The sequence below is a fragment of the Telluria sp. ZB4P37 genome, assembly GCF_059685855.1.
The window spans coordinates 297,524-311,142 of sequence record NZ_JCASID010000003.1; the positions used below are offsets into that span (position 1 = coordinate 297,524).

Here is a 13,619-nt window from a genome sequence, read left to right on the forward strand (position 1 = left end):
AGGCTGCCGTGTTTAGGATCTCTAACCACTACGTGTCGAAGATCGTCTTTCTTCTGCTGTTCGTCGAAGTGATCGTGCTGCTGGGGGCGGCCTACATCGGCTCGGCCCTGCGCATGCTTGAATTCGGCGACGCGGCGACGGCGGCCCACCTCGACCACTTCTTCACCTCGGCAGTCGCGTTCACCGTGGCGATCATCTTCAGCATGAGCGCCATGGGCATGTACCAGCTCGACTACGACGAAGGGCTGCGCCATCCGTTCTTCATGAAGCTCATGCCCTCGTTCATGATGGCCTTCGCCATCCTGGCGCTGGTGTTCTACATGGCGCCGGAACTGTCCTTCGGGCGCGGCACCATGGCCGTCGTGTTCCTGCTGGCCGCCTTTGGCATCTTCCTGGCGCGGATGGCCTTTTTCAAGTCGTCCGAGGCGCGCATCCTGCAGTCGCGCATCATGTTCCTCGGCGGCGGCCCGCTGGCCAAGGAATGCAGCGAGCTGGCGGCGAAGAATTCGAACTACCACCGGTACGACATCGCCGGCTTCATCCCGAGCCCGAGCGAAGAGCTGTGCGTCCCGGCGGGCGAGCTGCTGAAAGTGCGCGACGGCGATTCGCTGGTCTCGCTGGCGCGCCAGTACAACGTATCGGAAATCGTGGTCTCGGTGCAGAACCGCCGCGGCGGCTTCCCGATCAAGGAACTGCTCGACTGCAAGCTGCAGGGCATCCGCGTCACCGACGCCGCCACCTTCTTCGAACGCGAAACCTGCCAGATCCGGGTCGATTCGCTGCAGCCTTCGTGGCTGGTGTTCGGCGGCGGCTTCGACCAGAGTTTCGTGCGCACCTTCATGAAGCGCACCTTTGACCTGGTGTGCAGCCTGCTGATCCTCTTGATGGCTTTCCCACTGATGCTGCTGGCGGCGGTGCTGGTCAAGCTCGAGGACGGCGGCCCGGTGTTTTATTCCCAGGAGCGGGTCGGCAAGGATGGCAAGACCTTCCGCGTCCACAAGTTCCGCAGCATGCGCGCCGACGCCGAAAAAGGCGGCAAGCCGCAATGGGCGGCCCAGAACGACCCGCGCGTCACCCGCTTCGGCAACTTCATGCGCAAGACGCGCATCGACGAGCTCCCGCAGATCCTCAACGTGTTCAAGGGCCAGATGTCCTTCGTCGGCCCGCGTCCGGAGCGTCCTTACTTCGTCGAGCAGCTGATCGAAGTGGTCCCATATTACAACGTGCGCCACAGCGTCAAGCCGGGTATCACCGGCTGGGCCCAGGTTCGCTACGGCTACGGCTCGTCGGCGGAAGACGCGCTGCAAAAGCTGCAGTACGACCTGTATTACGTGAAGAACAACAGCCTGTTCCTTGACGTCCTGATCCTGATTAATACGCTCAAGGTCGTCCTGTTCCGCAGCGGCCGCTGATTCGCCTGCACCCGGCGGGGCAACCCGCCGGGCGTACTGCACGCGCCGTTCCACCTTCCTTTCTTCCCGCGCCGCTACCTTCCACGACATGGATGCCGTCCCCCTGACCAGCATCGCGGTTTACAGCTATGCGCTGGTCGCCGCCAGTTTCCTCGTGCTGGGCGCGCCGCTCGCGGTACGCCAGCGGCGCCGCCACGACATCGTGCTCGGCCTGGCCTGCCTGTCGAGCGTGCTATGGGGCGCGGCGCTGGCCTGGGAAGCTGCGTACGGCGTCATGTGGTCGCCCCTGACCGATTGCGCCGAACTGCTGCGCAACGCGACCTGGTCGGTATTCCTGGTGGTGCTGCGCGGCCACTTTACCGAAGCGGACAGCCGGCTGCCGCTGCGCCTGCAGCCGCCGATCCTGTTCGGCGCCCTGGTCTACCTCGCCTGCCTCGGCGCCGCGGTGGCCGGCTGGTGGGACCTGTCGATGCTGGCGCATTCCGGCGCGGTTCCGGTGGCGGTGCGCGTCGCGATGGCGGTCTCCGGCATGCTGCTGATCGAGCATGTGTACCGCAACCGCACGCTGCACGAACGCTGGGCCGTGAAATTCGCCTGCCTGGGCATCGGCGCAATGTTCGCCTACGACTTCTACCTGTACAGCAACGTGATGCTGTTCCGCGAGGTCGATCCCGACATCTGGGCCGCGCGCGGCGTCGTCAACGCGCTGACCGTGCCGTTGATCGCGATCTCGCTCGGGCGCAGCAAGCTGTGGTCCTCGCCGCTGGCGGTGTCGCGCCGCGCGATGTTCCACTCGGCCACCCTGTTTGGCTCGGCCCTCTACCTGCTGGCCATGGGCTCGGCCGGCTACTACCTGCGCTATTTCGGCGGCAGCTGGGGCACCGTGATGCAGGTGACCTTCCTGTTCGCGGCCCTGATCCTGCTGGCCGGGGTGCTGTTCTCGGGCAGCTTCCGGGCGCGTTTGAAGGTCTTCATCAGCAAGCACTTCTACCGCTATAACTACGATTACCGCGAAGAGTGGATGCGCTTTACGCGCACCCTGTCCAAGCCCGGCCCCGACCTGGGCGAGCGCGTCATCGAAGCCGTCGCGGCCCTGGTGGAAAGCCCCGCCGGCGCCCTGTGGCAGCGCGGCGAGTCCGGCCACTTCGAGCCGGCCGCGCACTGGCGCGGCCCGGCGGTGGCAGCCTCCGAGCCGGCCGATTCGGCCTTCTGCCAGTTCCTCGAATCGAGCCAGTGGGTGGTGGACCTGCACGAATACGCCCACAGTCCGGGCAAGTACGACGCGCTGGTGCTGCCGGAATGGCTGGGCAGCTATCCGCGCGCCTGGCTGGTGGTGCCGCTGATCCTGCACGCGCGCCTGTTCGGCTTCGTGCTGCTGCAGAACCCACGCAGCCCGGTCAAGCTGAACTGGGAAGTCATCGACGTGCTCGAGATCGCGGGCAGCCAGGCCGCCAGCCAGCTGGCGCAGCAGGACGCCGCCCATGCCCTGATGGTGGCGCGCCAGTTCGAGTCCTTCAACCGGATGTCCACTTTCGTGGTGCACGACCTGAAGAACCTGGTGCTGCAGCTGTCGCTGATGAACGCCAACGCCGCGAAGCACAAGGACAATCCCGAATTCCAGGCCGACATGCTCGAAACGGTCGACTACTCGGTGCAGAAGATGAAGATCATGCTGCAAAAGCTCAGCCGCATCGAGAACCACGAGCAGCCGCTGGCGCTCTCGGTCGACCAGGTGGTGCGCCAGGCGGTCGCGCTCAAGGCCGCCTTCGAGCCGCGCCCGCAGCTGGCGGTCGAAGACCCGCTGCTGCGCGTGCTGGCCGACCGCGAGCGCCTCGAGCGCGTGGTGGGCCATTTGATCCAGAACGCGATCGAAGCGACCCCGCGCACCGGCAGCGTGAAGATCCGCCTGGCGCGCGAAGCGGCCAGCGCCGTGATCGAGATCGCCGATACCGGCGAAGGCATGAGCGAAGATTTCATCCGCGAGCGCCTGTTCAAGCCCTTCGACTCGACCAAGTCGGCGGGCATGGGCATCGGGGTGTTCGAAAGCCGTGAATATATCAATGAACTGGGCGGCAGCCTGGAGGTGAGCAGCAGGCCGGGCGCCGGCACCACCTTCCGTGTCCTGCTGCCGCTCCATCAACAAGAAGTGCCGGCGGAGCAGAATGCTGCGCGCGCCGCATGACCCGAGGAAGAACGTGACCCAGACCAAACCGAAACTGCTGATCATCGAAGACGATCCCGGCCTGCAAAAGCAGCTGCGCTGGAGCCTCGATGCGTATGACGTGGTGGTAGCCGGCGACCGCGAGGCGGCGCTGGCGCAGATCCGGCGCCACGAGCCGGCGGTATGCACCATGGACCTCGGGCTGCCGCCCGACCCGGACGGCTCGACCGAAGGGCTGGCGACGCTGCAGCAGATCCTGGCGCTGGCGCCGGACACCCGCGTCATCGTCCTGACCGGCAACCAGGACCACACCAATGCGGTCAAGGCGATCGGGATGGGCGCCTACGACTTCCACCAGAAGCCGTGCGACCCGGAAGTGCTCAACCTGGTGATCCAGCGCGCCTTCTTCCTGAACAACCTGCAGATGGAAAACCGCCGCATGCAGCAGTCGCAGGCCGACTCGCCGATGTCCGGCGTGATCTCGCGCGACCCGGGCATGCTCAAGGTCTGCCGCAACATCGAAAAAGTGGCGCCGACTTCTGCCTCGGTGATGCTGCTGGGCGAATCGGGCACCGGCAAGGAAGTGCTGGCGCGCGCGCTGCACCAGCTCTCGCCGCGCACCAAAGAGCGCTTCATGGCGATCAACTGCGCGGCCATTCCCGAGAACCTGCTCGAGAGCGAACTGTTCGGCTACGAAAAGGGCGCCTTTACCGGCGCGGCCAAGCAGACCAAGGGCAAGGTCGAGCTGGCGCACGGCGGCACCTTCTTCCTCGACGAAGTGGGCGACCTGCCGATGCCGCTGCAGGCCAAGCTGCTGCGCTTTCTGCAGGAGCGCGTGATCGAACGCATCGGCGGCCACGAGGAGATTCCGGTGGACGTGCGCATCGTCTGCGCAACCCACCAGAAGCTGAAGGAATTGTGCGCCCAGGGCCGCTTCCGCGAAGACTTGTATTACCGCCTGTCCGAGATCGTGGTGACGATCCCGCCGCTGCGCCAGCGCGACGGCGATGCCGCCTTGCTGGCTCACCATTTCAAGAACAAGTTCTGCGCGGCGGAGTCGCGCCCGTCGCTGCATTTCGCGCCGGATGCGATCGCTGCGATCGAAAGTTATGCCTGGCCGGGCAATGTGCGCGAAATGGAAAACTACATCAAGCGCGCGGTCATCATGGCCGACGGGAACACCATCGTCGCCGACGACCTCGGGCTGCCCGGCGAAGGTGCGGAAGAAGAGCCGATCAACCTGCGCCAGGTGCGCGACGAGGCCGAGTACAAGGCCATCGTCAAGGCGCTCGCTCGGGTGGACGGCAATATCGTCAAGGCCTCCGAGGTGCTGGGCGTGAGCCGCCCGACCCTGTACGACCTGATGGGCAGGCACGGCATCAAGACCGGCGCCTGACCGGGGCCAGCTTCCAGTCTAGGGCTGGCCTGGCGCGATCTCGTCGAACAGGCGCGCCAGCTGTAGCGCATGGGCGCGCCGCTCGTGGCGGCTCACCACTTCCGGCGCCGCCACCGGCGCGGTGCCTTGTTCTACCAGCGCGAGAAAGCGCAGCAGCGCCTCGATGATGCCGGCGGTCGCGTCGAGCGGGCCGATGGTGTCGATGCCGGCCCGGCGCAGCGTCGCCGCGGTATCGCCCGCGGCATCGGTCAAGGCCAGCACCGGCCGGCCCGCGCGCAGGTATTCATACAGCTTGGCCGGCACCTGGTCGTTGCAATTGGCAGCCTGCAGCACCAGCAGCGCGTCGGCCGCGAGCATCTCGCGCAACGCCTCGCGGTAGGGCAGCGGCGGCGCAATCACCACCATGCCGGCCAGGCCGAAGCGCGCGACCAGGCCGCCCAAATATTCTTCCATGACCGGCGCGCGCAGCACCAGGCGCAGCGTGTCCGGGCCGATGCGGCCGTCGGCGCGCAGGGTCGCCAGCGCCTCGAACAGGCAGGTGGGGTCGCGCTCGAGCGCATACACGATGCCGCTGTGCAGCAGCACCAGCGGTCCGCCGGCTTCTTTGCCGGGGCCCGGCAAGGGCGAGCCGGCCGCAGCGAAATTGCCTTCGTCGTAACCGTTTTCGATCACGCACAGGCGCGTCGCAGGCAAGTCCGGATAGCGTTCGCGGTAGCTGCGCGCCGCACCCGCCGTGGTGCAGACCGCGCGCGTGCAGTGGAGCAGGGTCTGGCGTTCGATCCAGAGCGCGGCGGCGCGTTTGAAGCGCCCGCTCGGGTGTACCGCGTCGACCATCGGGTCGCGCAGGTCGGCCACCCAGGGCAGGCCGCTCAAGCGATGCAGCACCAGTCCCACCAGGTGGGCGGTGGCGATCGGGTAGGTCGACCAGATCAGGGACGGGCGCCGGCGCCGGATCGTGGCCAACCCGGCCGGCACCGCGCCGATCAGCCAGGTGATCCAGCGGTCGGGCAGCGCCATCCAGCCGACGTAGCGGCCGCGCCAGGCCAGGTGACGCGCGGTGTCGAGCGCGAAGGCACGCTGCACGCTGATGCCGGACGGGATCGCGCCGAGCTGCTCGTCGCCGGCGTCTTCGTAGGCACGCGGCGCGGCGCTGAGCACCAGCGGTTCCCAGCCCAGCGCCGGGAGGTTGCGCACGAATTGCAGGGTGCGCTGTAGCCCGCTGCTGCCGCGTTGCGGCGGGAAGTGGAAGGCCACCATCAGCACGCGCTTCATCGCGGCCTCACCATGCGCGCACCCAGGCGCAGACGCGCGCCGCGGCTTCGTCTTGCCAGGCGCGCTGCGAGAAGGTATGGTCGGCGCCCGCCAGTTCGTGGCGGCACATGCGGGGTTCTGCCAGCAGCCGGCGCCACTGCGGCGAGGACTGCGCCAGGCCGGCGAATTCCTGCGCCGTCAGGTCGGCCCCGCTCAGCACCACCAGCACCTGCCCGGAAAAGCGGCTGAGCCGCGCATGCATGCGCTCGGGCAGGCTGGCGCCGGATCCTGCGCCGGCTCCCTTGTTGCCTTTGCTGCCCGCCTGGCGCAGCAGCGACAGCGCCGAGGCCAGCGCGGCGCCGGGGCGGAAGCGCCCGAACAGCAGCTTGCGCCAGAAATCCGGGCTGAGCAGGCGTGCGCCGTAATAATGCTGCAAGGTGGCGCGCGCCGCGCCTTGTTCGGTGCGCACCCACGGGTTGAGGAGCACCAGGCCGCGCACCCGCGTGTCGCCCGCCGCATAGAACACCGCTGCGGCGGCGCCGTCGCACAGGCCGCACAGCGCCACCTCGCGCAGCGTGGGCACGGCGGCGAAGAAGGCGTCGATTGCGCAGCGCAGGTCGGCATCGACCGCCTCGAAACCGCGCAGGGCGCCTTCGCTGTCGCCCATGCCGCGGTAATCGAAACGCATCGCCGCCACGCCCTCGGCCGCCAGCTGGCGCGCCAGCAGCGTGAACTGGCGGTGGCTGCCGGCCCGGTATTGCGGGCCGCCGACCACGATCAGGACCCCGCGCGTGATGGGCGCAGCCGATGCGGGCGGCAGGCTGACGATGCCGACCAGCTGCTCGCCCTCGCAGGCGAACGACAGCGCGCGTTCGTCAAGCATGGGTGACCTCGGCCAGTACCGGGACGGTGGCCTCGAGCAGGGCGGGACAGTCGACGATCTCCTGGCTGTTCCAGAAGGCCGGTCCGCGCACGCCGTGCAGGGTAACGGGCGTCCCGGTGGCGCGCCAGGCGTCGGCAATTCGTTCGCTGGCCGGCGCCAGCGGGCGCTCGCCCGGGCCGACGTCGAACCAATCAACCGGTGCCATTGGGGCCAGCGGCTTGGCGTCCAGGGCGTCGATGGCGGCCGCCAGTTGCGGGGCCAGCGTGTAGCCGGCCACCTCGAGGGGCGCGCCGCCGAGCAGGGCGGCACGCAAGGCCTGCGGCCCGTCGGCGCTGCCGTCGCGCAGCATCTGGCCGGCGCTGCGCAGGCGCAGGAACTGGGTCAGGAAGGCGGCGCCACTAAGAACCGGCTGCCACAGCAGCAGCCGCGGCACCGGTACGGCGCTGCGCCGCGCATGATCGAGCGCCAGCAGGGCGCCCAGCCGCAGGCCCCACAGGCCGGGCGCGACGCCGGTGCGCTGCTCCAGCCATGTGCAGCCGGTGGCCACGTCTTCCAGCCAGCCTTCCCAGCGCGCATCGGCAAATTCGCCGGCACTGTCGCCGCAGCCGTACAGGTCGAGCTGCAGCACGGCCACGCCGGCCGCCGCCAGCCGGCGGGCGCCCATGGCCGCCATGCGGCGCGACTTGTTCATCTCTTCGCCGAAGGGATGGATATAGAGCAGCGCCTGGCGGCAGGAAGTGGACACGCCTTCAGCCGGCGCATGATAAAGGGCGAACAGCGGCCCGCGCGGGGAGGGCAGGAAGAAGGGTTCGGCCCCAGGGCGCGCCGGCGCCGTGCTCATCGCGCGAGTTTTCCGTCCACGAAGGCAGCCAGGCTGCCCAGGGTCTCGAAGGTGCTGGCGCTGATCTCGTCGTCGTCAACCATGAAGCCGAAACGCTCTTCGAGGGCGCCCAGCAGCGACACGACGGCCATCGAGTCCAGCTCGGGCAGGGCGCCCAGCAGCGGCGAATCGGCGGTCAGTGCCGCGCCGCGCGGGCCCAGGAACAGGATATCGGTCACGATCTGTTTTACTTCATCCAAATACATAGCTTCTCCAGCGGTTCAGGCCCGGGCGCGCAACGCGGCATGCGCGCGCGCCAGCAGGGGCCAGCGGTAATAGTTGACATGGTACAGACGGCGGATCTCCTGCGTCCAGCGAGTGTGCCATTCCATCACCTTGCCATAAAATTCGATGCGCTCGTGGCGGGCATCGTCGAACAGTGCGCGGCTGGCTTCTTCGCGCATCAGCATCGCCGGCGAGGTGCCGTCGGCCACCGCTTCGTCGTAGGTGGTTTTCAGCACGATCAGGCAGCGTTCGTCCTCGATGCACAGGTCCATGGCGGCCAGGCGCTCGCCATACCAGTAGCGGTAGGCACGGGCGCGCCCGCGCCGGGCAAAGGCGCGCAGCATGGCGCCATAGAAGCGGCTCTGGGCGTCGCCCGGCGCCACCGCGGTGCCGCCGCCGGCCTTCCACCCGGCCGCCTCGAGGCCGGCATAGTCGGCCACCGCCGCTTCCATGCCCGCTTCGCCGCGCTCGGCGTCGAGCCGCAGCGCGATGCCGTCGCGCTGCAGGCGGGCGCGCTGTTTTTTCAGGTTGCCGCGCAGGTTCTTGCCGCGGCCCTGCCAGTAATCGTCGAAACTGCCCTGCAGCGTGATGCGCGCGGTGTCGATGTAGTCGAGCGTGCGCACGCTGCCGGCGTCCAGGGGGCGCGGCACCAGGTCGGGGTCGAGCTGGGTCAGGCCGAGCACCAGGGGCCAGCCGGGCAGGGCGCGCAACAGGCCGTGCAGCAGCGCTGCTGTATCCTGCCCGGGCCCTTGCAGCCACAGGCCGAGCGGGGCCTGGGCCGGCTGCAGCGTGCTCCAGCCGCGTCCTGCAGGCACCAACACGCCCATCGCGACCACCGCCCCATGTTCACGGCAGCAGGCCAGCAGCGCACGCGGGTCGCCGAAGGTGTCCAGCAGGGGCGCCACGAATTCCGGCGCCAGCGCCGGCGGCATGCCGGAGGCGTTGGCCAGGGCGCCCCACTCATGGGCGAAGTCCGGGTAGCGGGCGGCGGGATACAGGGTCCAGTTCATGCGTGTACCGCCGCGCGGATCGTCGCGCACAGCCAGGCCAGTTCGTCTTCGCGCAATTCCTGGTGCACCGGGAAGCCGAGCACTCGGCGCACCAGTGCGGCGCTATGCGGGAAGGCATCGGCGGCGGGGTCGCGCACCTGGGCGAAGCGCACCAGCGGCACGCCGCGCGCTTCCAGCGCCGCGAACAGCGGCTCAGGGTCGTCTGCCAGCAGCGGGAATACCCAGGGGCAGACATCGTCCGGCAGCACGGGGTGCAGCGGCCGGCAACCCGGCAGGCTTGAGAGCGCGGCCTGCAGCCGCAGGTAATTGGCGCGGCGCGCCTGCACGATGCGGCGCGGGCTGCTAAGTCGCAGCACGGCGCGCGAGAATAGCGCGCTGCGGCGGTCGAGCCAGGCCGGCTCGAAGCGCACGCTGCTGTCGGACGAATCGGGCGCCAGCGCCGCCTGCGGGGCGGCGCCCGTGTTCTTGGCCCCGGCCCAGAGTACGCGCTTGAGCGCCAGGGGCAGGGCCAGCAGCCGGGCCAGAAGCTGCATGCGGCCGTAGGCAAAGCCCCGCTCGAGCGTGTTCAGGGCCACCTTGGCTTCGAAACCGGCACCCGCTCCGCGCGGGGGCGCGGCCACCAGCCGGTGGCGCGCCGAGACCAGGCAGCCGCCTTCGTAGGTGGGATAGAACTTCATGCTGCTGGCGATCGCGTAGTCGCCCCAGGCGCCGACCGGGCGCCCCTCTACCCGGCCGAACCAGCTGTGGGCACAGTCTTCCAGCAGTTGCAGGCCGGCGCCGTCGCACCAGGCGCGCAGGGCCGCCATGTCCTGGTGGAAGCCGAAATAATGGGTGGCCATCAGCGCACGCACCGCCGGGGTGGTGCGGCGCGCCAGTTCCTGCGGGTCGACCATGCCGTCCGGCCCGACGTCGTAGTACACCGGCTGCACGCCGGCCCACATCAACGGCGCGACCATCGACTGGGTGTGCCAGGCCGGCACCAGCATCGCGTCGCCGGGCTTCAAGCCCATCTCGCGCAGCGCCATGCCGATCGCGATGCGCCCGCTGGTGACCAGGTAGGCCGGGCCGGCGTCCAGCACCGAGGGCAGAGCGCTGCCACGGGCGCGTTTGATACTGCGGGCGGACAGCACCGGGGCCAGCGGCACGCGCGGGCGCGCCGGGACCGCGGCGGCGGGCACCGCCGGCAGGGCGGAAGAAGGCAGGATTTTGCTCATCAGGGAGTATAGGCTCAGCAGGGGGAGTTGGTCGAGCCGCGCCCGCCGGTTCGCGGCTGCGGCAGGCGCTTTTGCCGATCGCCTGGTCGATTACTTCGTCGAAATCTTACTGGTAAAATGCGCGCTCGGCTGCCTGCGTCAGGGAGCGAGAGACTATCAGGATTTTCATGGGTGACCTCGTTCACGATTTCATTTTCTCGGCAGCGCAGCGTACGCCCCAGGCCGAAGCGCTGGTGTATCGCAGCGAGCGCCTCGATTACGCCGCGCTGGCGCGCCAGGTAGCTGCCGCCGCCGCCGCCATGCAGGGCGCCGGCGTCGAGGCTGGCGAACGCGTGGCGGTCTTCCTCGAAAAGCGCATCGAGGGCGTCGCCGCCCTGTTCGGGGCCAGCGCGGCCGGCGCTGTCTTCGTTCCCGTCAATCCGCTGCTCAAGCCCGAGCAGGTCGCCTATATCCTGGCCGATTGCGCAGTGCGCCTGCTGGTCACCTCGCCGGAACGCCTGCGCCAGCTGGCGCCCGCGCTGGCGAACTGCCCGCAGCTGCACACCATCCTGGTCACCGGCGCCGTCGAGACGCTCGAAGCACCTGCCGGCGTGGCGCTGCGCGCTTTCGAGGGCCAGGCCGGCGCGCCGCGCTTGGTGCGCCGCATCGACGCCGACCTGGCCGCCATCCTGTACACCTCGGGCAGTACCGGCAAGCCCAAGGGCGTGGTGCTGTCGCACCGCAACCTGGTGGCGGGGGCCGAGAGCGTCGCCAGCTACCTGGCCCTGCGCCCCAGCGACCGCCTGCTGGCGGTGCTGCCGCTGAGCTTCGACTATGGCCTGAGCCAGCTGACCTGCGCCTTCCACGTGGGCGCCACCGCGGTGCTGATCAACCACCTGTTCGCCCAGGACATCGTGCGCGCCGTCTGTGCCGAGCGCATCACCGGACTGGCGGCGGTGCCGCCGCTGTGGATCGAACTGGCGCGGCTGGACTGGTCGGGCGCGCCGGCGCTGCGCTATCTCACCAATTCCGGCGGCGCCATGCCGCGCGCCACCGTCGACGCGCTGCGCGCTGCCATCCCCCAGGCCGAACTGTTCCTGATGTACGGCCTGACCGAAGCCTTCCGCTCGACTTATTTGCCGCCGTCCGAACTGGACCGGCGGCCGGACTCGATCGGTCGCGCGATCCCGAACGCCGAAGTGATGGTGGTGCGGCCCGACGGCCAGCCTTGCGCGCCGGACGAGCCGGGCGAGCTGGTGCACCGCGGCGCGCTGGTGGCGCTGGGCTACTGGAACGATCCGGCCAAGACCGCCGAGCGCTTCCGGCCCGCCCCGGGCCGCGACCCGGCGCTGCCGCTGGCTGAAATGGCGGTGTGGTCGGGCGACACGGTGCGGCGCGACGCCGAGGGCTACCTGTATTTCGTCGGCCGCAGCGATGACATGATCAAGGTGTCCGGCTACCGGGTCAGCCCGACCGAGGTCGAAGAAGCCTTCCACGCCAGCGGGCTGGCGCACGAGGCGGCCGCCTTCGGCGTGCCGCACCCGAAGCTGGGCCAGGCCGTGGTGGCGGTGGCGCGCGCGCACGACGGCGCATCCGGCGCCGACCTGATCGGCGCCTGCCGCCGCCTGCTGCCGCCCTATATGGTGCCGGTCCACCTCGCGATGAGCGCGGACCCGCTGCCGCGCAACCCGAACGGCAAGATCGACCGCACGCTGCTGCGCGCAGGTTTCATGAACATGTTCGACGACCAGGAAACGCCATGACCGATATCCGCCCCGCGCCGCGCCCGGTGCATGCCGCGCAAACGCTGTTCCGGGTAGCAGGCGGCTGCCTGCAGGTGGGCGGCATCGCGCTGACCCAGCTCGCCGAACGCGTCGGCGCCACGCCTTTCTATGCCTACGACCGCAGCCTGCTCGATGCGCGCGTGGCCCAGCTGCGCGCCGCCCTGCCGCCGGCGGTGCGCCTGCATTACGCGGTCAAGGCCAACCCGATGCCGGCCCTGGTGCAGCACATGGCCGGCCTGGTCGACGGCTTCGACGTCGCGTCCGCCGGCGAAATGGCGGTGGCCCTGGATACGGGAATGGCGCCGGCCGACATCAGCTTTGCCGGTCCCGGCAAGTCCGATGCCGAATTACGGCGCGCGATCGCGGCCGGGGTGTGCCTGCACGTCGAATCGGAAGCGGAACTGGCGCGCGCAACGAGCATCGGCGCGCAGCTGGGACTGCGCCCGGCGGTGGCGCTGCGGGTCAACCCGGATTTCGAACTGAAGGGATCGGGCATGCGCATGGGCGGCGGCGCCAAGCCCTTCGGCATCGACGCCGAGCGGGTGCCTGCGCTGCTGCGCACACTCGGAGCGCTGGCGGTGGACTTTCGCGGCCTGCACATCTTCAGCGGCTCGCAAAGCCTGAAGGCGGACGCCATCATCGAAGCGCAGTCGCGCACCTTCGAGCTGGCCCTGTCCCTGCTCGAAGGCACCGGCCTACCGCTGGCGCAGCTGAATATCGGCGGCGGCTTCGGGATTCCCTACTTCCCGGGCGAGCAGCCGCTGGCGCTCGATGCGATCGGCGCGCACCTGCACGGCTGGATGGAGCGCCTGCGCGAGCGCTCGCCGCAGACCGAGGTAATCATCGAACTGGGGCGCTACCTGGTGGGCGAGGCGGGCGTGTACGTGGCGCGCGTCATCGAGCGCAAGGAGTCACGCGGCCAGGTCTTCCTGGTGACCGACGGCGGCCTGCACCACCACCTGGCGGCGTCGGGCAATTTCGGCCAGGTGATCCGCAAGAATTATCCGGTCGCGATCGGCAACCGCATGGACGGCGCCGCGCTGGAAACCGTGTCCGTGGTGGGGCCGCTGTGCACGCCGCTCGACCTGCTGGCCGAACGCATGGAAATGCCCCAGGCCGGTGCGGGCGACCTGGTGGTGGTGTTCCAGTCGGGCGCCTACGGCCGCAGCGCCAGCCCGGCCGCCTTCCTGAGCCATCCGGCTGCCCAGGAAGTGCTGGTATAAAGCACTGCCGCAAGGCAGGGACGGTGCTCAGTGGTGTTCCGCCACTGCTTCCTCCTGGACCTCGGCCTGTGCGGGACGGCGGTACATCTGGCCAATCAGGTCGAAGGTCGTGCCGGCCAGGCCGCAACGTGCGCGCGCCGCTGGCGGATATGCCCGGTATATGGCCCCAGGTTGCGCGGGGCCAGGCGCGTGGCTTCCACC

11 protein-coding genes are annotated in these 13,619 nt (G+C 69.3%); 5 read left to right on the forward strand and 6 right to left on the reverse strand.

From position 1 onward, the window contains the following. The first annotated feature begins 8 nt into the window (after positions 1 to 8). The 3 genes from AC56K1_RS08685 to prsR all read left to right on the forward strand — a co-directional run bounded on the left by AC56K1_RS08685 (position 9) and on the right by prsR (position 4,969). Positions 9 to 1,412, forward strand: coding sequence for a TIGR03013 family XrtA/PEP-CTERM system glycosyltransferase (locus AC56K1_RS08685; RefSeq protein ID WP_497157439.1), 1,404 nt, complete (start codon positions 9 to 11; stop codon positions 1,410 to 1,412). A gap of 88 nt (positions 1,413 to 1,500) precedes the next feature. After that, the gene (gene prsK, locus AC56K1_RS08690) at positions 1,501 to 3,594 is read left to right on the forward strand and encodes an XrtA/PEP-CTERM system histidine kinase PrsK (protein WP_497157440.1); all 2,094 of its coding nucleotides are present in this window, start codon (positions 1,501 to 1,503) and stop codon (positions 3,592 to 3,594) included. A 13-nt stretch (positions 3,595 to 3,607) separates the two neighbouring features. Continuing rightward, entirely contained in the window at positions 3,608 to 4,969 is a 1,362-nt protein-coding gene (gene prsR / locus AC56K1_RS08695; RefSeq protein ID WP_497157441.1) for a PEP-CTERM-box response regulator transcription factor, read from the forward strand. 18 nt (positions 4,970 to 4,987) lie between these two features. Here the strand turns inward: prsR and AC56K1_RS08700 are convergent, their stop codons facing one another. Genes AC56K1_RS08700 through AC56K1_RS08725 form a run of 6 tightly spaced genes read right to left on the reverse strand, consistent with a single transcriptional unit; the run spans position 4,988 to position 10,432 of the window. Next, on the reverse strand, positions 4,988 to 6,241 hold the full coding sequence (locus AC56K1_RS08700) for a glycosyltransferase (protein WP_497157442.1): 1,254 nt from the start codon (positions 6,239 to 6,241) through the stop codon (positions 4,988 to 4,990). Between the two features lie 7 nt (positions 6,242 to 6,248). Next, positions 6,249 to 7,103, reverse strand: coding sequence for a hydrolase 1, exosortase A system-associated (locus AC56K1_RS08705; protein ID WP_497157443.1), 855 nt, complete (start codon positions 7,101 to 7,103; stop codon positions 6,249 to 6,251). Continuing rightward, positions 7,096 to 7,944 (reverse strand): hydrolase 2, exosortase A system-associated, encoded by an 849-nt coding sequence (locus AC56K1_RS08710; protein WP_497157444.1) that lies wholly within the window; start codon positions 7,942 to 7,944, stop codon positions 7,096 to 7,098. Before AC56K1_RS08710 ends, AC56K1_RS08705 begins: the two co-directional genes overlap by 8 nt. Further along, positions 7,941 to 8,189, reverse strand: a complete 249-nt coding sequence (locus AC56K1_RS08715; protein ID WP_497157445.1) for an acyl carrier protein — start codon at positions 8,187 to 8,189, stop codon at positions 7,941 to 7,943. The genes AC56K1_RS08710 and AC56K1_RS08715 overlap by 4 nt, the downstream gene beginning before the upstream one ends. 15 nt (positions 8,190 to 8,204) lie before the next feature. After that, on the reverse strand, positions 8,205 to 9,218 hold the full coding sequence (locus tag AC56K1_RS08720) for a GNAT family N-acetyltransferase (RefSeq protein WP_497157446.1): 1,014 nt from the start codon (positions 9,216 to 9,218) through the stop codon (positions 8,205 to 8,207). Beyond that, the gene (locus AC56K1_RS08725; RefSeq protein ID WP_497157447.1) at positions 9,215 to 10,432 is read right to left on the reverse strand and encodes a DegT/DnrJ/EryC1/StrS family aminotransferase; all 1,218 of its coding nucleotides are present in this window, start codon (positions 10,430 to 10,432) and stop codon (positions 9,215 to 9,217) included. Before AC56K1_RS08725 ends, AC56K1_RS08720 begins: the two co-directional genes overlap by 4 nt. 167 nt (positions 10,433 to 10,599) lie before the next feature. Here AC56K1_RS08725 and AC56K1_RS08730 point away from each other — a divergent pair, with 167 nt between their 5' ends. Together AC56K1_RS08730 and AC56K1_RS08735 are read left to right on the forward strand one after the other, a co-directional pair. Further along, complete coding sequence (locus tag AC56K1_RS08730; protein ID WP_497157448.1) at positions 10,600 to 12,174, forward strand: acyl-CoA ligase (AMP-forming), exosortase A system-associated; 1,575 nt, start codon at positions 10,600 to 10,602, stop codon at positions 12,172 to 12,174. Further along, positions 12,171 to 13,418, forward strand: coding sequence for a pyridoxal-dependent decarboxylase, exosortase A system-associated (locus AC56K1_RS08735; RefSeq protein WP_497157449.1), 1,248 nt, complete (start codon positions 12,171 to 12,173; stop codon positions 13,416 to 13,418). Before AC56K1_RS08730 ends, AC56K1_RS08735 begins: the two co-directional genes overlap by 4 nt. Positions 13,419 to 13,619: the final 201 nt, after the last annotated feature.